17 protein-coding genes and 3 pseudogenes are annotated in these 17,446 nt (G+C 62.8%); 8 read left to right on the top strand and 12 right to left on the bottom strand.

The annotated features are described in order from the left end of the window. On the bottom strand, nucleotides 1-2,341 hold a 2,341-nt coding region (locus CJ014_RS25655; RefSeq protein WP_100083357.1), incomplete at its 3' end, for a nitrate/nitrite transporter. 264 nt (nucleotides 2,342-2,605) lie between these two features. On the opposite strand from CJ014_RS25655, the gene CJ014_RS25650 reads away from it, so the two are divergent. Beyond that, nucleotides 2,606-3,235, top strand: a complete 630-nt coding sequence (locus CJ014_RS25650; protein WP_245427679.1) for a cyclic nucleotide-binding domain-containing protein — start codon at nucleotides 2,606-2,608, stop codon at nucleotides 3,233-3,235. A 441-nt stretch (nucleotides 3,236-3,676) separates the two neighbouring features. Here the strand turns inward: CJ014_RS25650 and CJ014_RS25645 are convergent, their stop codons facing one another. The 8 genes and pseudogenes from CJ014_RS25645 to CJ014_RS25610 form a co-directional block, all read right to left on the bottom strand. Then, nucleotides 3,677-4,090 (bottom strand): type II toxin-antitoxin system VapC family toxin, encoded by a 414-nt coding sequence (locus CJ014_RS25645; RefSeq protein WP_100083350.1) that lies wholly within the window; start codon nucleotides 4,088-4,090, stop codon nucleotides 3,677-3,679. Then, nucleotides 4,087-4,335 carry a type II toxin-antitoxin system VapB family antitoxin gene (locus tag CJ014_RS25640; protein WP_100083349.1) on the bottom strand — a complete coding sequence of 83 codons (249 nt, stop codon included), beginning with the start codon at nucleotides 4,333-4,335 and terminating at the stop codon, nucleotides 4,087-4,089. The genes CJ014_RS25645 and CJ014_RS25640 overlap by 4 nt, the downstream gene beginning before the upstream one ends. A 543-nt stretch (nucleotides 4,336-4,878) precedes the next feature. Then, nucleotides 4,879-5,244: pseudogene (locus tag CJ014_RS25635) on the bottom strand (transposase); the annotation flags it as partial. Between the two features lie 200 nt (nucleotides 5,245-5,444). Continuing rightward, entirely contained in the window at nucleotides 5,445-5,924 is a 480-nt protein-coding gene (locus tag CJ014_RS25630; protein WP_100083348.1) for a VOC family protein, read from the bottom strand. Nucleotides 5,925-5,960: 36 nt separating this feature from the next. Further along, entirely contained in the window at nucleotides 5,961-6,737 is a 777-nt protein-coding gene (locus CJ014_RS25625; RefSeq protein WP_100083347.1) for a VOC family protein, read from the bottom strand. Between the two features lie 4 nt (nucleotides 6,738-6,741). Beyond that, on the bottom strand, nucleotides 6,742-7,464 hold the full coding sequence (locus tag CJ014_RS25620) for a DUF1428 domain-containing protein (RefSeq protein WP_100083346.1): 723 nt from the start codon (nucleotides 7,462-7,464) through the stop codon (nucleotides 6,742-6,744). 48 nt (nucleotides 7,465-7,512) lie between these two features. Next, nucleotides 7,513-8,229, bottom strand: coding sequence for a glutathione S-transferase family protein (locus CJ014_RS25615; RefSeq protein WP_100083345.1), 717 nt, complete (start codon nucleotides 8,227-8,229; stop codon nucleotides 7,513-7,515). A gap of 25 nt (nucleotides 8,230-8,254) precedes the next feature. Beyond that, nucleotides 8,255-8,638, bottom strand: a complete 384-nt coding sequence (locus CJ014_RS25610) for a VOC family protein (protein ID WP_100083344.1) — start codon at nucleotides 8,636-8,638, stop codon at nucleotides 8,255-8,257. A 60-nt stretch (nucleotides 8,639-8,698) separates the two neighbouring features. On the opposite strand from CJ014_RS25610, the gene CJ014_RS25605 reads away from it, so the two are divergent. From CJ014_RS25605 to CJ014_RS25585, 6 genes and pseudogenes are all read left to right on the top strand, one after another. Further along, nucleotides 8,699-9,181, top strand: a complete 483-nt coding sequence (locus CJ014_RS25605; RefSeq protein ID WP_100083343.1) for a MarR family winged helix-turn-helix transcriptional regulator — start codon at nucleotides 8,699-8,701, stop codon at nucleotides 9,179-9,181. A 772-nt stretch (nucleotides 9,182-9,953) separates the two neighbouring features. After that, a complete protein-coding gene (locus CJ014_RS25600; protein WP_100083342.1) occupies nucleotides 9,954-11,087 on the top strand; it encodes an HD-GYP domain-containing protein in 1,134 nt (377 codons plus the stop codon). Between the two features lie 68 nt (nucleotides 11,088-11,155). Then, nucleotides 11,156-11,250: pseudogene (locus tag CJ014_RS28420) on the top strand (IS481 family transposase); the annotation flags it as partial. 193 nt (nucleotides 11,251-11,443) lie between these two features. Then, nucleotides 11,444-11,680, top strand: a complete 237-nt coding sequence (locus CJ014_RS25595; RefSeq protein ID WP_245427676.1) for a helix-turn-helix domain-containing protein — start codon at nucleotides 11,444-11,446, stop codon at nucleotides 11,678-11,680. 56 nt (nucleotides 11,681-11,736) lie between these two features. After that, nucleotides 11,737-12,162: pseudogene (locus tag CJ014_RS25590) on the top strand (helix-turn-helix domain-containing protein); the annotation flags it as partial. Between the two features lie 24 nt (nucleotides 12,163-12,186). Beyond that, on the top strand, nucleotides 12,187-12,441 hold the full coding sequence (locus tag CJ014_RS25585; RefSeq protein WP_100083355.1) for a type II toxin-antitoxin system prevent-host-death family antitoxin: 255 nt from the start codon (nucleotides 12,187-12,189) through the stop codon (nucleotides 12,439-12,441). Nucleotides 12,442-12,710: 269 nt separating this feature from the next. On the opposite strand, the gene CJ014_RS25580 is transcribed toward CJ014_RS25585, so the two are convergent. The 3 genes from CJ014_RS25580 to CJ014_RS25570 are packed head-to-tail and all read right to left on the bottom strand — an operon-like array spanning nucleotide 12,711 to nucleotide 15,533. After that, a complete protein-coding gene (locus CJ014_RS25580) occupies nucleotides 12,711-14,000 on the bottom strand; it encodes a TRAP transporter large permease (protein ID WP_245427673.1) in 1,290 nt (429 codons plus the stop codon). Next, a complete protein-coding gene (locus CJ014_RS25575; protein WP_100083341.1) occupies nucleotides 13,997-14,527 on the bottom strand; it encodes a TRAP transporter small permease in 531 nt (176 codons plus the stop codon). Before CJ014_RS25575 ends, CJ014_RS25580 begins: the two co-directional genes overlap by 4 nt. 28 nt (nucleotides 14,528-14,555) lie before the next feature. Then, nucleotides 14,556-15,533 carry a C4-dicarboxylate TRAP transporter substrate-binding protein gene (locus tag CJ014_RS25570; protein WP_245427670.1) on the bottom strand — a complete coding sequence of 326 codons (978 nt, stop codon included), beginning with the start codon at nucleotides 15,531-15,533 and terminating at the stop codon, nucleotides 14,556-14,558. Between the two features lie 438 nt (nucleotides 15,534-15,971). On the opposite strand from CJ014_RS25570, the gene uxaC reads away from it, so the two are divergent. Then, nucleotides 15,972-17,399, top strand: coding sequence for a glucuronate isomerase (uxaC, locus tag CJ014_RS25565; protein WP_245427668.1), 1,428 nt, complete (start codon nucleotides 15,972-15,974; stop codon nucleotides 17,397-17,399). Nucleotides 17,400-17,446 lie beyond the last annotated feature (47 nt).

Raw genomic sequence — 17,446 nt, 5'->3', positions numbered from 1 at the left:
CCCCCGGCTGATCCTTGATGCCGATGAACCAGAGGACGCCGGCCGTTCCGGCCATCATCAGCGCGAACACCCAGACGGTGACGCGGGCGCCGCCCTGCCGGTCGGCCAGCCAGCCAGTCCCCGAACGGGCGAGTGCGCCGACGAGCGGGCCGAGGAAGGCGTAGGCCAGCGCGTTGACGTCGGGGAACAGCATCTTGGAGAGCAGCGGGAAGCCGGCGGAATAGCCGATGAACGAGCCGAAGGTGCCCGTGTAGAGCCAGCACATGATCCAGTTGTGCCGACGTTCGAAAATCACCGCCTGCTCGGAGAAGGACGCCTTGGCCGACGCAATGTCGTTCATCCCGAACCATGAGGCGAAGGCGGACAGGACGATGAAGGGCACGAAGAAGAAGCCGGCGTTCTGCAGCCACAGCGGCGCCGGGCCGGAGGGATCGGCAACCATGACCGGCTCGCCGCCGAGCTTGCCGAACAGCCCCATGGTGATGACCAACGGAACGACGAATTGAACGACGGAAACGCCGAGATTGCCGAGACCGGCGTTGAGCGCCAGCGCGTTGCCCTTCTCCGCCCGTGGGAAGAAGAAGGAGATGTTGGCCATGGAGGATGCGAAGTTGCCGCCGCCGAAGCCGCAGCACAGCGCCAGGATGAGCATCACCGCATAGGGCGTCTCGGGGTTCTGCACGGCGTAACCGATGCCCACGGCCGGGATGACCAGCGACCAGGTGGTCAGCGTCGTCCAGAGGCGGCCGCCGAACACCGGTACCATGAAGGAATAGAAGATGCGCAAGGTCGCCCCGGAAAGGCCGGGCAGCGCCGCCAGCCAAAACAGCTGGTCGGTGGTGAGATTGAATCCGACGAGCGGCAGCTTGCTGACCACCACCGACCAGACCTGCCAGATGGCGAAGCTGAGCAGGAGCGAGGGAATCGACAGCCAGAGATTCCGCTGGGCGATGCGGCGTCCGGTCGCGTTCCAGAAGGTCTTGTCCTCGGGCCGCCAGTCGGTGAGCACGGCCTTGCCGGGGGCAGCCGCCACGATGGGTCGGGGCATGTCCAGCATTTCGGGGAACGGCGGCAGCGCGGCGAGCGCGGGACCGGCGGCGGCCCGCTCCATCTGGCGGACGGCGACATGCATCCAGGTGAGCGACACCGCGACGATGACGAACAGCGCCATGAAGCAGGACGTCCAGAGGCCGGTGAGGTCGAGCAGCACGCCGAACAGGATCGGCAAAACGAAGCCGCCGAGGCCACCGATCATGCCGACGAGACCGCCGACCGCGCCGACGTGAGCGGGATAGTAGACCGGAATGTGCTTGTAGACCGCGGCCTTGCCGAGGGCCATGAAGAAGCCGAGGACGAAGACGGTCACCGTGAAGCCGACGAGCCCCATCCCGAGATGGAACCGGATGTCGCCACGGGCGCCGTGGATCACATAGTCGGCGGCCGGATAGGACAGGACGAAGGTGGCGACGACCGAGACGAGGAAAGTCCAGTAGAGCACGCGGCGGGCGCCGTAGGTATCGGACAGATGGCCGCCGTAGGCGCGGAACAGGCTGGCCGGGATCGAGAAGCAGGCGGCGATGACGCCGGCTGTTTCGATATCGAGATCGTAGACGCGCACCAGATACTGCGGCAGCCACAGCGACAGGGCCACGAAGGCGCCGAAAACGAAGAAATAATAGAGCGAGAAGCGCCAGACCTGCACGTTGCGGAGCGGTGCCAACTCCAGGAGCGCGCTCTTTGGACGGGCGCCGGTCAACCGACGCTCCCGGATGACCGGATCATCCTTGGTCGTGACCCAGAAGATGACTGCCATCAGCGCCAGCGCCACGGCCCACACTTCGGCCACCGCCTGCCAACCGAAAGCGACGAGCACGAAAGGGGCTAGAAGCTTGGTGACAGCGGCGCCGACGTTGCCGGCTCCGAAGACCCCGAGAGCGATGCCCTGCCGCTCGGGCGGGAAAAAGCGCGAAACGTAGGCGACGCCTACCGAGAAGGAACCGCCGGCGACGCCGACGCCGAGGGCCGCAAGAAGAACGGTCGGGTAGGTGTCGGCATAGGCAAGCAGGAATGTGGCGGCGGCCGCCGCCAGCATGTTGAGCGTGAACACCAACCGGCCGCCGTAGAGGTCGGTCCATATCCCGAGCACGATGCGGATAAGCGATCCCGTGAGGATCGGCGTACCGACCAGAAGTCCGAACTGGACTTCTGACAGCTGCAGCTCCTCTCGCAGCCGAATGCCGATGATGGCAAAGATTGTCCAAACGGCGAAGCACACCGTGAACGCGACGGTGCTCATGCCAAGCGCGCGCGCAGCACCTTCCTGCCCTGCGACCTTCATCATAGTTCTCCGACGACCTAGGCGCTAATAAGGTGACGGGCTAGTTTGCCCTACCCGTCGTGACCTTGGCCGAACTGGCTGCGCCGGACGTTGATGTAGAGCAACCATTGACGTGATATACATCACATACGAACGCGATTGCCGTCAACCTTTAGGACTAGAGCACAGAAAATGGAAAGTTCGTCGCCTGCCGTAACGACACCCGAGGAACTGCCAATCCTATGCGGCCTGTCCGATGACCACCGTCGCCGGATCATGGAAAACACCATGCTCCACACGGTGCCGGCCGGCACCGTGCTGTTCGAGCAGGGCGACACGCCGAATTTCCAGATCGTCGTCATGTCGGGTTCGGTGCAGTTGTTCGGTCGCTCGACCAGCGGGCGCGAGGTTCTGGTCGAGGTCGTGTCGCCGCCCGATCTGATCATTCCGGCCGCCGTCGTCACCGGAGCACCCTACCTGATGCGCGCCCGGGTGCCCGAGCCGTCGACCTTCCTGCTCATTCAGGCCCGCACCTTCCGCGATCTGGTCGCGTCCGATCTATCGCTGGCCAACTCGCTGATCGGCAGCCTGTCCACCCAGTTTCGTCGCATGGTAAGGCAGATCAAGAATCTCAAGCTACGCTCGGCGGTTCAGCGAATCGGCTGCTATTTGCTGACGCTGTCGGAGCGTCAGGGAACGCCCGAGAAGGCGGTCCTTCCTTACGAGAAGAACCTCATCGCCTCGGAACTCGGCATTACCCGCGAGTCCTTTTCGCGCGTTCTTGCGAGCCTCGAGAAGCACGGCATTCGCATCGACGGCCAGACCATCTGGATCGACGACGCAGAGCGGTTGGCGAAAGAGTGTGTCCCCGACCCGCTGATCGACGACCGCGAACTCGGTTTCGTGCTGGGGGATTAGGGAGCGTTCGCGGCGCGACATGCTGCCATCGCATAAGAGTGGAGCTTTGATCCAGACTGTCCGCTCGCGCAGTCGTCAATGACGCCAATAGCCAGGTTTTGTCCCTATGGGAGTCCGATCGGTAGAGGATCCAGACTGGCCCTATCAGGGCCGTCCGCTCATATACCCGTTGCGGCGATGGATTGGTTCGATGCTAACTAATTGATTTTCTTGGCTCAGGACAATCGTTATAAAACAAGACCCCAGCAAATCTTTGATTTTGCTGGGGTCTTCGGTTCGATTTGGTTGCGGGGGCGCGCAACCTACGAGGCCGACATTCATTGTCGGCTGAGATTTGACCCTGCTATTACGCAAGGAAAGCCTTGCAAAAAAGACGACCGGCATCCCTCGTTCCACGCCAATCCACAGATCTCCCAGATCTGCGCGTCTGTCCCACACCGGTCAGAAATCCCAAGGGGAAATCAACTCGAGGCCTGTGGCGCTGAAGTCTGTCAGGTTGCGGGTGGCAAGGCGTCCGCCATTGACCCGGGTGATTGCAGCGATCATACCGTCCGGCGCCGACATGCCCAAGCCTTGCCGAGATGCCGCACCCATGATCTCGCCATAGGCCAAGGCGGCCTCTTCCGTCAGTCCAAAGATCCGATCGGCAAAACGATGGCGCCAATCGGTAAGCCCCTGCTCCAGTCGCGCCGCTCGCTGATCGGGTCGAATCTTGGCGATGCCGAAAGCGATCTCGGCAATGGTCACGGTCGGCAAGGCCAATTCGGCGTCATGACGAACTAACCAAGCGATCACCGCGGGGGCTGGCGATTTTCGCAAGGTCTCCGATATCACGTTGGTATCAAGGAAGATCACAGCTCTGGGCCTAAGTGGGCGTGTCGCTCCTCGCGGATGACGGCCTCGAGATCAACGTCGGTGCCATAGGTCGCCGACAAGCGCACATAAAACGAAGAGGCCGGCTCGCGCCCCACCTCGCGGATCTCATAGGCTTCCAGCGCGCGCTCAACAACATCGGCGATCGAGCGCTTCTGACGCCGAGCGAGACGGTGGGCGAGATCGCGCGCTTTCGCACTACGGACGGAAAGCTGGGGCTCAGCCATGACAGGCTCCTTTTCTCCAGCACAAAGATAGGTCCGAAATTTTAAGCCATCAAGATGGCAAATGACACCTTGATGGCTTAACAGGTCATACTTCCCTTTGAAGGACCAAGATCAGGCGTGGACAAACCCTTCCTGAGGCCACATCCCTAATTCTTGAACCAACGGCAAGAACATCGGCAAAATCGGCCCCGGGTAATGGGTCCGGGACAAGGTCAGATTGCAGCCCGGCGGCAACGGGGCCGGAAGCGGACTGGCCGGTTTTGGCGGCCGCTGTGCAGATAGCCGCCGTTCTGCAGCCGCCCCCGTTGAAGGCGACTAATTACCTATTGTGATGTTCCGAAACCTGCCGTTCGCAGGAGCAGCGCACGTAAAGTCGAATGTCAGACCGTTTGACTCCGGCCACCGGCCAAGCCAAGCGTCCGACGTCCATGCACGTCGCATCTTCAAACAGTTGAGCTGCTCGGTAGCGGCCTGTTTTTCACGCCTTTCCGCTGGCCTTCGCAGTTCGAGCTTCTTGTGCTCTTTGAGGTCGTCCATGTTGATCTATCGGATGGCCTCCATCCAGTTTTCATGGGTTTCGACGGCGAGTGCCCTGACGAGGCGCAGGCCGCTCTCGGTGTTTGGGAAGATACGCACGACGTAGTTTCGGCGGCGGATTTCCTCGTTGAGGCGTTCGAGCATGTTGGTGGACGTCAGATGCTTGTGGTGCTGGCGCGGCAGGCAGAAGAAGGTGAGTGTCTGTTCTATGGTTTCCTCAGCCCAGCCTGTCAGGCGCGGATACTTGCCCGACCATTTGGCGAGCCAGGCGGCGAGATCGGCTTTTGTCTCGGTAAGATCGCGCCTGTCATAGAGCCACCTAAGTTCCTGCAGGCAGTCGTCACCGTGCTTGCGCGGCAGGTAATCGACGGAACCGGCAGGCACGACACCACGCGATGAGAGCGAGGTGTACGGTGGAAATTGCACCGACCTTAGCACCCTTATAGCTAAGTCTCTGAATGTCCTGATGGCTTCCGCCGGGCCACGACAAGGCGCCTATGGTCCGAATTGGAGGGCTTGCGGTGGCCGCGAAAGCTGCGCATGCCATATGAAGCCCGGGATGCGCGGCCTTATTAGCCGCGTCGCGCCGCTTCGATCGCGGCGACGTCGATCTTCTTCATCTGCATCATCGCCTCGAACGCGCGTTTCGCTTCAGCGCCGCCGGCCGCCATTGCCTCGCTCAGCACGCGTGGCGTGATCTGCCAGTTGACGCCCCATCTGTCCTTGCACCAGCCACACTGGCTTTCCTGCCCGCCATTGCCGACGATGGCGTTCCAGTAGCGATCGGTTTCCTCCTGGTCGTCGGTGGCGATCTGGAACGAGAAGGCTTCGCTTTGCTTGAACGCCGTCCCGCCATTGAGGCCGATGCAGGGGATGCCGGCGACGGTGAACTCGACCGTCAGCACGTCGCCCGCCTTGCCGGACGGGTAGTCGCTCGGAGCACGGCGGACGGCTTTCACCGCGCTGTCGGGGAAGACCTCGGCATAGAAGCGGGCCGCGGCCTCGGCGTCCTTGTCGTACCAGATGCAGATGGTGTTCTTGGCAACCGTCATTGCTCGTCCTTTCGATTGCAGCCCATGCCGGCGACATCAGCGCGTCTGCGGTCCGACGAGGCCGAAGCGCGCCTCCTGATCGTCCTCGGCGACGAGCGCGAAGCAATTGCCCGGAATCTCGGCCGGGCCCCATACGACCCGCCCGCCAGCCTGACCAAGCCGGTCCACGGCCTTGTCGATGTCGTTGACCGAGAAATAGACCTGCCAGCCCGGACGGCCGTCCGGCCCCTCGCCCATGACGGCGCCGATGCAGTCCGGCCCGGCATGGATGAAGCTGTAGTCGCCGAGTTCGCCCATCGACATTCCGCCCTCCTTGCGCAGGCCGAGAAGCGCGCCGTAGAAGGCGATCGCCGCGTCCGGGTCGGGGGCGGCGAGTTCGTTCCAGACCGCATGGCCCTCTGGCACGTTCCCGCCGCACCGGAAGGCCTTGCTGTCCTCTTCGCTCGCACCGCGCATCAGATAGAAGAGCGCGCCCTGCGGATCGGCGAGGAAGGCGAAGCGGCCCACCCCGGGAATATCGGTCGGCGGCACGTGGACGGAGGCGCCTGCCTGTTCGGCGTGCCGAACGCTGCGGTCGACGTCCTCGACGCCGAAATAGACCAGCCAGCGCAGCGGCATTTCCTGCCCCTCGGGCTGCTGCATCAGGCCGGCGACGCCGGTGCCGTTGGCGCTTGCAATGCGATGGTCCATGTCCGGCGCCGCCGGCGTGCGCTCGAAGCGCCAGCCGAGCACGCTGCCGTAGAAGCACTCGGCCGCAGCGGCATCCGCCGAGATAAGTTTGTACCAGATCGGAATTCCCTGCCGGTTCGTCATCGTCTCATCCCTTGGCGTCGTTGAGGATCTCGAAGCCGCCGAAGATCATCCGGCTCGCGTCGAAGGGCATCGGATTGTCCTTCATATGCCCTTCCATCTCGGCGAAGAGCCTTTCCTGTGCCGCGGCGCGGGTCGCCCTGTCCGGCCATTCCACCCACGAGAAGATGACGGTCTCATCGTCCCGGGCCTTCACCGCGCGGTAGAAATCCGTCACCTTGCCTTTCGGCACGTCCACGCCCCAGCACTCGACCACGCGCAGCGCACCCGCGCGCAGGAACAGCGGCGCAGCCCTGGCCGCGTGTTCGATGAACTTCTCCCGGTTCGCCGTCGGCACCGCGCCGACGAAGCCTTCCAGATAGCCGGCCTTGCCGCCCTCGCCCCGATCGACGACCGGCTCGAAGCCGGCGAAGATCATGCGTTGCCCATCGAACGGCATCTCGCCGATCTCGGCCGCGCCGGTGTCGCTCGCCATCTTCCCGGAGGCGGCGTCGCGCGTTGCCCGATCGGCATATTCGATCCAGCCGAAGCCAACCGCCTCGTCCCCTCTCGCCTCGACGGCACGGTAGAAATCCGTCGTCTCGCCCTTAGGCACGTCATCGCCCCAGGCATCCACGATGCGGCTGGCGCCGAAACCCTGGAAGACGTGGGCGGCCTTCCTCGCGTGATCGAGAAAAATTTCGCGCTTGGCAGCGGGAATGGCGGTCACGAAGCCTTCGATGAAGGACATGGGAAATCTCCTTGGGAGTTTCTCGAACGGGAATTCCGAAGGTTCACGTCAACCCGCCGTCTCGTATTTCGCCGCGTTCTCCCGGAACGGAGCCAGTTGCCCCTCCAGCGCCTTGCGAAAGGCAGGCCGGGCGGTATGCAGCGAGACGTACCGGCGAAGATCCGGCAGCTCGGCAAGCAGGTCGAGGCTGTCGGCGACACGCAGCACCGTCACCATCATCAAGTCCGCGATCGTGAAGCGGTCCGCAACGAGATGCCGGCGCTTTCCGAGCACATCGGCGAGCTGCTTCAACCGCAGGAGAGCCGCGGCCCGCGCACCGGGCTTGATCGTCGCCACCGCGCCGGCATCGGCGATGCCGAACTGCTCCGGCTGCGTCTCGAAAAAGAAAAGCGTCGCCATCATGCTCAGCGGCGGCTCCACGGTGTTCAGCGCGGCGAACACCCAGGACAGGCACCGGTCGCGCCCGGCTTCGTCTCCGGGCGAAAGGGACTCGCTCGCCCCGGCAATGCGCCACACGCAAGCGCCGGACTCGAACATGGTCTCCGGGCCGGCCGTCAGCGTCGGGATCTGGCCGAAGGGCTGGCGGGACAGGTTGTGCGCCCGGGCCTGCGTGCCTTGCGGCACCAGCTCGACCTCGTAAGGCAGGCCCGCTTCCTCGAGCGCCCAGCGCAGCCGAAGGTCGCGAACCATGCCCTGCGCGAAGTCCGGAACCCAGTCAGAGGCGGTGATGGAGACCGGCTCTTTATCGAAGGCGACAGCATTCATGAAACCGCTCCTCCCTTAAGGGCCGTCAGGCGTCCGCCATCTGGTTGATGTGAAGAATGTTGCCATCCGGATCCCTGAACCAGGCGAGCTTCATGCCGTCGGCATGATGAATGTTGTCGCGGAACGCGCCGATCTCGGGATAGTGCTCGAAGACGACGCCCTTCGCGGCAAGGTCGGTCACGATCGCATCGATCTCGCCCCCGGCATCCCAGACTACCGCGTTGGCGCGGTTCGTGCCGGCCGAGTCGGAGCGGTAGACCACCAGTTGCGTGGCGCCGGTGCGAAACACCATCACGCCGTCCATGCCCTCCTCGACGAGGTCGAGTCCCAGCACATCCGCATAGAAACGCCGGGCGCGCCCGATGTTCGAAACGGCGACGATGGCCGAGGAATTTCTATCCCTGAGCATGTCCTCCCTCCGTTGTTCACCTGACTTGACCTATAAGGTTGATATCAACATACATGCTCCATGTCCATCAACACATCGAATGACGAATTCGTACCGTTCGAAACGACGCTCTTCGTGCGCGATCACTGCTTGTGCCTGCACACGCAGCGAGCCGCCCGCCTGCTGGCGCGCCGCTTCGACGAGGCGCTTCGTCCGCTCGGGCTGAAAAGCGGCCAGTTCTCGCTTCTAATGTCCCTCAACCGTCCACAGCCGCCGACGCTTGGATCAGTGGCCGAGCTTCTCGCAATGGACCGCACCACGCTGACCGCGAACCTGAAGCCGCTCGAACGCGATGAACTGATCGAGGTGCGGCCTGACAACGAGGACCGGCGCGCCCGCCGCCTCGTACTGACGGAAAAAGGTTGCGCCCTGCTCGCCCGCGCCGTCCCGATCTGGACGAAGACGCACGTCGACATCGAGAGCAGGCTGGCCGCCGGCTCCGCCGACCGCCTGCGGACCGATCTCACTGCGCTTCTGCGTGACGACGACGAGAAGAATCACTGATGAAGACCGCCACCCAAGCGCAAGCTCTGCGAGGGCGTACATGCCGAGCGAGTTCTAGACGAACTGAACGATAATCAAGCGAACGCGTGCCTTTAGTAGATGAGGCAGGCTTGCCGAAAGGTGGACGGTCGCTTTGCGCCTCATATTGGTTGAAGGTGCACGCTTCTGGCGTGCCTAGACTGTTTCGACCAAAGGACAGGTCATCCTACCGAAGGCGATAGGCGATCCACCAGCGGCGGGAATGGGATGCCGGCACCTAGCTGATCGTCGAGCCCCCCCCCGAAGGCGTGTTGCTGAAGCGGGCGCTTGCCTTCACAGCGACGCGGCCGGGCCATTTCTTAAATCCGGCGAGTATTTCGGCAGGAACAAAAACCAGGCGCCTCGCTCGGCGACGGCCTGTCAGGACGGCGCGACGGAAGCGGTCGTCCGATAGCGTTGCTGGATCCGCACGGCCGTCGAAGGGGCAACCTTGAACCGCTCCGCCATCGCCCGGCGCGACTGACCCGCGTCAGCCCGTGCATGTTCCGTTCCCACAGGTTTGATGAATTGGCTTTTCCGTGCACCGCATCTCCTGCGGCCAGGCAATCAGGGTTCCAACCCTAAGAAATCTCGCAATTCAGCCTTCATGCCCGATTCGATAGTATAATTTCGAATTGTAAAAATACCTATTGCGGCGGAATTCATGCACGATGTTAATATTTCGGTATTCACTTAATACTATTCGGAGAATTACCAGGGGTAATAGGAACCCAATTATCGCTTTGGCGCCCAAATGCACACCCAGCCGACAATTGTTCACATTGCTTCCGATGATATGCAGGAAGCCCAGCAAGTTTGTCATGAGCTGCGACTTCGCGGCTTCAAGGCAAGTCCCAGATCACTTGGCATGGATTGCCTTGGATGTATTGGCAAGCAAGACATTCTCGTCATAGGCAGCAATCTGGGCCATATAAACGGCGGGCAACGTCGGCTGCCAACCCTCTGCGAACAAGTTCGGGATCATACCATCATCTTCATTCCAGGGCTTCGGCAGACGGAATTCGCGGCTCTCGACAGTGCGGGTTTCAAATACATCAATACCGCCACCACGCCGACAATCGAGAACCTGATCTATCTGATCACCCAAATGAACCCCGATGTCGTGTATCGGGCTTCGAAACAGCATGCGCTCCAGAGCGCGAAGGCGACCTCCATCGAAACGGGCGTGCTGTCCTTTTTCCGCCAGATACGCGACGGCGGAGCGGTCGCCAAGCCGGAGGAGGTGGAAAGCCAACGTCGCGAGATGAATGATCTCATCGGCATGTCGCCGATGTCGGTCTGGCTCGACTTATTTCGAAACTACCACGACGGCACCGGCCAGCACTGCTCGCTGGTTTCCGGCTTCACGCTCGCCTTCGCGCGGAGCCTCCGTTTCAATGAACAGGACACCAGCCGCTTGTTCGATGCCGCTTTTTTTCATGACGTGGGCAAGGCGACCATTCCGCTTGAGATCCTCGACAAACCCGGGCGATTGGTCGGCGAAGAATGGAACGTCATGAAGAGCCACGCGCTGCGCGGCTACGAGATCCTGATCCGTGACGAGCGGACAGCCGACGAGATTGCTCGCCTCGCTCGCGACCACCATGAATATCTAGACGGTTCCGGCTATCCCCGCGGCATCAAGGCGCGGCGCATCGACGATCCAACGCGCATCCTAACCATCTGCGACATCTTCGCCGCCCTCGTCGAGAAGCGCGCCTACAAGGCACCGAAGTCGCCGGAGGAAGCCTACGCTATTCTCCGGTCCATGGCCGGGAGCAAACTCGATCCCGACCTGGTGCGGCTGTTTGAAACCGTAGTCGCCGACTATGACAGGCAGCAAAACTCGGGAAACCGTCTGGTGAGGGATGCCTTCGAGAAGGCCTAAAGTGTTTGCTCGGGTTTTGATGGTGCAATTCTTTCCAGTGAATGGAAGGAAGCACTACGGGCTAGGCTCTACACAGCAGCACCACGACGACAGAGGCAGTCCCTCGAGCGATACAACATAGTCAAGAGGGCCTATGGCCTTGGCCAAGCGCTATGGGATCGACCAGACAAACGAAGGGCTAACAGATCAGCATCCCTCTTCAGGCGGGGTCGCGGAATCCCACCACACCGACTTTGCCGATGCCACCACCGCCATGTGATTTTAGATATTTCCGTATAGAATCACCAGTTATTTAATTGACTACCCAATGTTCATGTGCGTACATGATGTCACCACGTGATCTATTGGCTTGGAATGTGAAAAAACAGCGCGGCCTGAAAGGGTTATCGCAGGAGCGATTGTCCTTCGAGTCCGGCCTCGAGCGGGTCGCAATCTCACAGATCGAGCGCAAGCGGATCAATCCCGGCATCGATTCTGTCGGCAGGATCGCCCAGGCTCTTGGCGTCCCTATCGCCGAGCTGTTTGAGGAGCCGGCAGAAGGGGAGGCTCGCCCCGCCAATTTGCGACCAGGACGTCGCGCCGTGAAAGACTGATGCTGGCAGGCCACGACAATGTTGGCGAGCGTAAGGGGCTTTTGCGGGAGATGGAAATGATTCAAGCGCCCCACAAGGTGGATGTTGCAGTCGGCAGAACGATCAGGATCCGACGTCAAATGGCAAAGCTCTCCCAGGACGAGCTCGGAAAGCGCATCGGAGTGACGTTTCAGCAAGTTCAAAAATATGAGAACGGCCGAAACCGGGTCTCCGCCAGTATGCTCGTGGAAATCGCCTTTGCGCTGCAGATCGACGTACGCAGCTTGTTCGATGGGGTTCCAGACCCTAAGGGGGATGAGCCGAATGGCGATTTCGTCAACCTTCCGGGTATCTCTCCTGCAACCCGTGACATGGTTCAGCTAAATCAAGCCTTCGCTGAAATAAACAATGCAGGTCTGCGGCGCAAGTTGCTGGATCTTGTCAAGACCATTGCACGGTCGCAGACAGTGGCTCCATTGGTGGAGGACGCGCAGGCGGCGGATATCTTCGCACATAGAACGTCTGTCATGCCTCGTGTCGGTTCCCTCGAATTTCAACGTAACTTCGGCGAGTTTCAGCATCAGGCACAGCGCGAGCCGGTGGAGATCACCCGGCACGGGCGCCGCGAGTTCGTGCTGATGTCGGCCGATCATTACGACTGGCTGAAAGCTGCCGCGCAGCGAACCCAGCGCACGGCCGATGCCGCCGATGTCGTTATCGACGCGGTGGAACGGGCCGAGATGGACACGGAGCACGCGGCCCTCGACGATCTGCTGAGGTAAGGCGAACGACGTGGCGCTTCCCGCCCCAAAGCCCGGCCTCGTCGTTCGCTACGACTACCTCTGGACACGTGAGGCGGCCGCCGGCCGGGGTCAGTCGAAATGCGCTCGCTGTGGGTTTGGGTGGAACTAGCGACTGTCGGACGGACGGCTGAAATGGTGCCGATTATCCCCGCCGGCGGGCATAAACACCTTTGGAGCACTTCTCGCCTCTATGGCCGGCCGGCGACGGCCCCCGCAAGCAAGCCGGGGGCCGTCGTGCCTTGCGGATTTCACATCAGGAGATTGGGCAGGAACAGCGAGATCTGCGGGAACAGGATCAGGATCGCCACGAGGATCAGGATCGTCGCAATATGCGGCAGCGCCTCGACGAGATACTCGTCGATCGAGCAGTCCAGAAGGCCGCAGACGGTGAACATGGCGACGCCGACCGGCGGCGTCATGCCGCCGAAGGTGACCATGGTCATCATGACGATGCCGAAATGCACCGGATCGACGCCGAGCTGCAGCACGATCGGCAGGAAGATCGGCGTCAGCAGCAGCACCAGAACCGTCGCCTCGATGAAGCAGCCGGCAATCAACAGGAACACGACGATCAGGAACAGGATCACCGTCGGATTCTGGGTGAGCCCGAGCATGCCCCCGGCGATGGCCTGCGGCGCCTGATCGAAGATGATCGCGTAGCCGACCATGCCCGAGAACATGATGATCAGCACGATGAGGCCGTTGTCGATCACCCCGTGCAGCAGCGCCTCCATGGCGTCGTGCCAGGTGAGCTCGCGATGCAGGAATACGCCGACCACCACCGCGTAGACGACGGCGAAGGCGCCGACTTCGGACGGCGTGAACACGCCGCTGCGGATGGAAATCAGCAGGGCCACCGGGAAGAACAGCGCCCACTTGGCGTGCCACACCGCACTGCCGACCGCTTTCCAGCTCGGCTTGGTAGCCGTCGCCGAGCGATAGCCGCGACGGCGCGACACGATCCACACCGTCAGCATCAGGCCGGCCATCATCAGAAGGCCGGGAACAATGCCGGCCAGGAACAGGCGGCCGATGGAGACGTTGCCGACGAAGCCGTAGAGGATCAGCCCGAGGCTCGGCGGAATGGTAGCGGTGATCAATGAGCCCACCGCGATGGTGGCGGCGGTGAAGCCCTTGGAATAGCCGTTGCGCACCAGATCCGGGCCGAGGATGCGCGCCTCCATGGCGGCATCGGCGACGGCGGAGCCGGAGACGCCGCCCATCAGCGTCGACAACACGATGCAGACCTGCGCCATGCCGCCCGACATCCAGGATACCAGCACCTCCGAACAGCGGATCAGGCGGCTGGTGATGCCGGTCTTGTTCATCATGTGCCCGGCCAGCACGAAGAAGGGCACCGCCAGGAGCGGGAAGCTCTGCGAGGCCGACGCCACCTGCTGCACGCCGATCGACGACGGCATCACCGCGGAGATGGCGAAGAAGGAAAAGCCGGAGATGCCGATGGCGAAGGCCACCGGCGCCCCGACGATCAAAAGGCCGAAGAACAGGCCGACCAGAAGCAGCATTTCACCGGTCATAGTTCGCTCTCCCCAACGGCTGCCAGCGCCTCTTCCTTGGTCCGGATGGGCGTAAAGACCAGGATCGGACGGCTTGTCGCGCTGCGCAGCGCTTCGAGAAGCTGACCGGCGAGCGTGATGGCCAGCAGCAGGCAGCCGATGGGAACGGCGGCGGTGACGTAGGCATAGCTGATGCCGCTGTCGCCGAACTGCCGTTCGAGATTGAGCATGACCAGCTTGTAGCCGAGATAGGACAGCGTCAGAAGGAAGGCGAGGATCACCAATCCGGTCGCGATATCGAGAAAGATGCGATAGCGGGGCGGAATCCAGCGGACGAACAGGTCCACGGCGATGAGGCCGCGCCGTCGCATCGCCATGTCGGCGCCGATGAACGAGGCCCAGACGAAGAGCAACTGCGCTACGTCCATGGACCATACGAGTGGGTACCCAAACCAGCGCATGACGCCGGCAGTGAAAACGAGACCGACCATGGCCGCGAGCAGGACTCGGGCGACGACGGACTCCACGCGCATGATCTGAGATGACATAGCGCAGGCTCCAGTGTCTTGGTTCTTGTTATTGCGCGAGAATCGCGTCGACCTGCTTCTTGAGGTCACTGTAGCCGAGCTTCTCGTAGACGCCGGCGGTCGCTTCCTTGAACGGCGTGGTGTCGATCTCGTCGATGGTCATGCCGGCGGCGGTCATCTTGGCTTCGATATCGGCAAGCGCCGCTTCGGTGCCATGCGACGCCACGTCGCCGGATTTCAGCGACTCTTCCTTGAGGATGATCTGAAGGTCGGGCGGCAGCGCGTCGAACCAGGCGGCCGAGGTGACGAGGCCGGTGATCAGGTTGAAGTGGCCGGTCTTGGTCAGATACTTGGTCACCTCATAGAGGCGCGAGCCGTAGGAGGCGGGATCCTGCGCCTCGACGGCGTCGATCACCTGGGTCTGCAGCGCCGAATAGACGTCGGCCCAGGCCATCGGGGCCGGGGTCGCGCCCATGGCCTTGACGGTTTCGGTCCACACCGGCGCGCCGGGCGTGCGCATGCGGATGCCCGAGAGATCGGCCGGCACCTTGATCGGCTTGTTGGTCAGCAGATGGCGCTCGCCCTGCCACCAGTTGAACGACAGGATTTGCAGTTGGGCACCGTCATGCAGCTTCTTGGCCCATTCGTCCATCAGCGGCGATGTCACCACCTTGCGGATGCCCTCGTAGCCCGAGGCGAGGTAAGGACCCGAGAGAACGCCGAAGTCGTTGACGAACACCGCGAGGCGGCCGCCGTCGACCACCACGGCGTTGCCGGCGCCGGCACGCGCCTGCTCGAGCACGTCCTCGTCCTTGCCGAGCTGGGAGCCGGGGAACAGGCGGATGGCGAGCTTGCCTTCCGAGCGGGCCTCGACGTTTTTCTTGAGATCCTCGAGGCCCTTGTAGAGCGGATCCGAGGTGGTGAGCGCCGTATTGATGTTGAGCGTGTAGTCGGCAGCGAAGACGCTGCCACCAGTGACCGTCGCCAGGACGAGGCCGCAGACGGCCGCCCTCGCGGACCGCGACATGAATCCCATGGTGTCCTCCACTATTGTGCTGACGCACTGCTCCTCGCGCAGCGTCTTTCAGACAACTAGTATGGTAGTCGTCTAGAATGGCATTGGCAACCGGAAAAGTTTGGTGTAGGTTTCAATCCGGCGTTCGACAGGGCGATCCGGCTCCGGCGGCCGCCGAATATGCCGGAGCGGCGACGAAAAATCGCAGCCCGGCCGGAGGAGAACGCCTTGAACCCGACCGACACCTGACCATCGAGACGCGGCGGCCAGCCAGTTGAACCGGGCCGCCCTCCCCACCCGATCTGCTCCAGACGTTTCCGGTCAATCGCTTTCCGGAACCAACCGGCGTCGTCCTTCGGAACGCGTGGGGGAGCCTTTGTTTTGAAAGACCGATCCTCGTCGCCCCCGGCCTGGCGACCGATCCCGGCAGCCCATGGGAGAGCTCCGCAGATGTCCGAAGCCGCCAGCCGCTTCATGCCCCATCCCGACCGCCTGTTTCCGGCCGATCCGGAGACGCGCGCCATCGCCCGCGAGCTGTACGCGGCGGTCGGCGGGTTGCCGATCGTCAGCCCGCACGGACACACCGATCCGTCCTGGTACGCGGAAAACACCCCCTTCCCCGACCCGGCGACGCTGTTCGTCATCCCCGATCATTACGTTCACCGCATGCTCCATTCGCACGGCATCCCGCTGGAGGCGCTGGGAGTGCCACGGCTCGACGGCGGCCCGGTCGAGACCGACAAGCGCAAGATCTGGCGGATTCTCGCGGAGAACTTCCACCTTTTTCGCGGCACGCCGTCCTCCATGTGGCTGACCCATGCCTTCTTCCATGTTTTCGGCATCGAGGAGCGGCTGACGGCGGCGAGCGCCGACCGCATCTTCGACAAGATTGCCGCCGACCTTGCGAAGCCGGAATTCCGGCCGCGCGAACTCTTCGAGCGCTTCAACATCGAGGTCATCGCCACCACCGAAAGCCCGCTCGACGACCTCCGCCGCCACCGCAAGATCCGGGAAAGCGGCTGGAAGGGCCGGGTCGTCACCGCCTTCCGCCCCGATCCGGTGGTCGATCCGGCCTTCCCGGGCTTTGCCGGTAACGTCGACGAACTCGGCCGGCTGACCGGCCGGGATACCGGCCGCTGGGACGGCTACCTCGCCGCGCTCGCCGACCGCCGGCGCTATTTCATCGAGGTCGGCGGCTGCACCTCGACCGATCACGGCCATCCCACCGCGCAGACCGCCGACCTTTCCGGCGAGGATGCCGAAGCGCTGTTCCGCCGCGTCCGCCGCGGCGAGGCCACGGCCGGGGACGCCGAGCTGTTCCGGGCGCAGATGCTGACCGAGATGGCCAAGATGAGCACGGTCGACGGCCTCGTCCTACAGATCCATCCCGGCTCGCGACGCGACCACAACGCCCCTCTCTATGCCGCCTTCGGCAAGGACAAGGGCTGCGACATCCCCGGTCCGACCGGCTACGTCGACGAGCTCAAGCCGCTGCTCAACCGCTTCGGCAACCACCGCGATCTCACCATCATCGTCTTCACCCTCGACGAGACCGCCTATGCGCGCGAGCTGGCGCCGCTCGCCGGTCACTATCCGGCGCTGAAGCTCGGGCCGGCCTGGTGGTTCCACGACAGCCCGGAGGGCATGCGCCGCTACCGCGAGCAGGTGACCGAGACCGCCGGCTTCTACAATACCGTCGGCTTCAACGACGACACCCGCGCCTTCCTGTCGATTCCGGCTCGCCACGACGTCGCCCGCCGCATCGACTGCGGCTTCCTCGCCCGCCTCGTCGCCGAGCACCGGCTCGAACGCGACGAGGCGCACGAGGTCGCCTACGACCTCACCTACCGCCTGGCGAAGGAAGCCTATCGCCTGTGACCGGCAGGCCACCCCGACCATCGCAACAATGGCAGGAAACAACGAGC

This window comes from Pleomorphomonas carboxyditropha (genome assembly GCF_002770725.1).
GTDB lineage: Bacteria > Pseudomonadota > Alphaproteobacteria > Rhizobiales > Pleomorphomonadaceae > Pleomorphomonas > Pleomorphomonas carboxyditropha.
This window is presented reverse-complemented; position numbering and strand designations above follow the sequence as displayed.

Coding starts and splice junctions, on each gene's coding strand:
- CJ014_RS25625 (WP_100083347.1), bottom strand. CDS start 6,737: ATGACGAACCGGCAGGGAATTCCGATCTGGTACAAACTTATCTCGGCG.
- CJ014_RS25580 (WP_245427673.1), bottom strand. CDS start 14,000: ATGACCGGTGAAATGCTGCTTCTGGTCGGCCTGTTCTTCGGCCTTTTG.
- CJ014_RS25585 (WP_100083355.1), top strand. CDS start 12,187: ATGCCTCGTGTCGGTTCCCTCGAATTTCAACGTAACTTCGGCGAGTTT.
- CJ014_RS25605 (WP_100083343.1), top strand. CDS start 8,699: ATGTCCATCAACACATCGAATGACGAATTCGTACCGTTCGAAACGACG.
- CJ014_RS25650 (WP_245427679.1), top strand. CDS start 2,606: ATGCTCCACACGGTGCCGGCCGGCACCGTGCTGTTCGAGCAGGGCGAC.
- CJ014_RS25575 (WP_100083341.1), bottom strand. CDS start 14,527: ATGTCATCTCAGATCATGCGCGTGGAGTCCGTCGTCGCCCGAGTCCTG.
- uxaC (WP_245427668.1), top strand. CDS start 15,972: ATGTCCGAAGCCGCCAGCCGCTTCATGCCCCATCCCGACCGCCTGTTT.
- CJ014_RS25620 (WP_100083346.1), bottom strand. CDS start 7,464: ATGTCCTTCATCGAAGGCTTCGTGACCGCCATTCCCGCTGCCAAGCGC.
- CJ014_RS25640 (WP_100083349.1), bottom strand. CDS start 4,335: ATGGCTGAGCCCCAGCTTTCCGTCCGTAGTGCGAAAGCGCGCGATCTC.
- CJ014_RS25630 (WP_100083348.1), bottom strand. CDS start 5,924: ATGACGGTTGCCAAGAACACCATCTGCATCTGGTACGACAAGGACGCC.
- CJ014_RS25610 (WP_100083344.1), bottom strand. CDS start 8,638: ATGCTCAGGGATAGAAATTCCTCGGCCATCGTCGCCGTTTCGAACATC.
- CJ014_RS25615 (WP_100083345.1), bottom strand. CDS start 8,229: ATGAATGCTGTCGCCTTCGATAAAGAGCCGGTCTCCATCACCGCCTCT.
- CJ014_RS25600 (WP_100083342.1), top strand. CDS start 9,954: ATGCACACCCAGCCGACAATTGTTCACATTGCTTCCGATGATATGCAG.
- CJ014_RS25570 (WP_245427670.1), bottom strand. CDS start 15,533: ATGTCGCGGTCCGCGAGGGCGGCCGTCTGCGGCCTCGTCCTGGCGACG.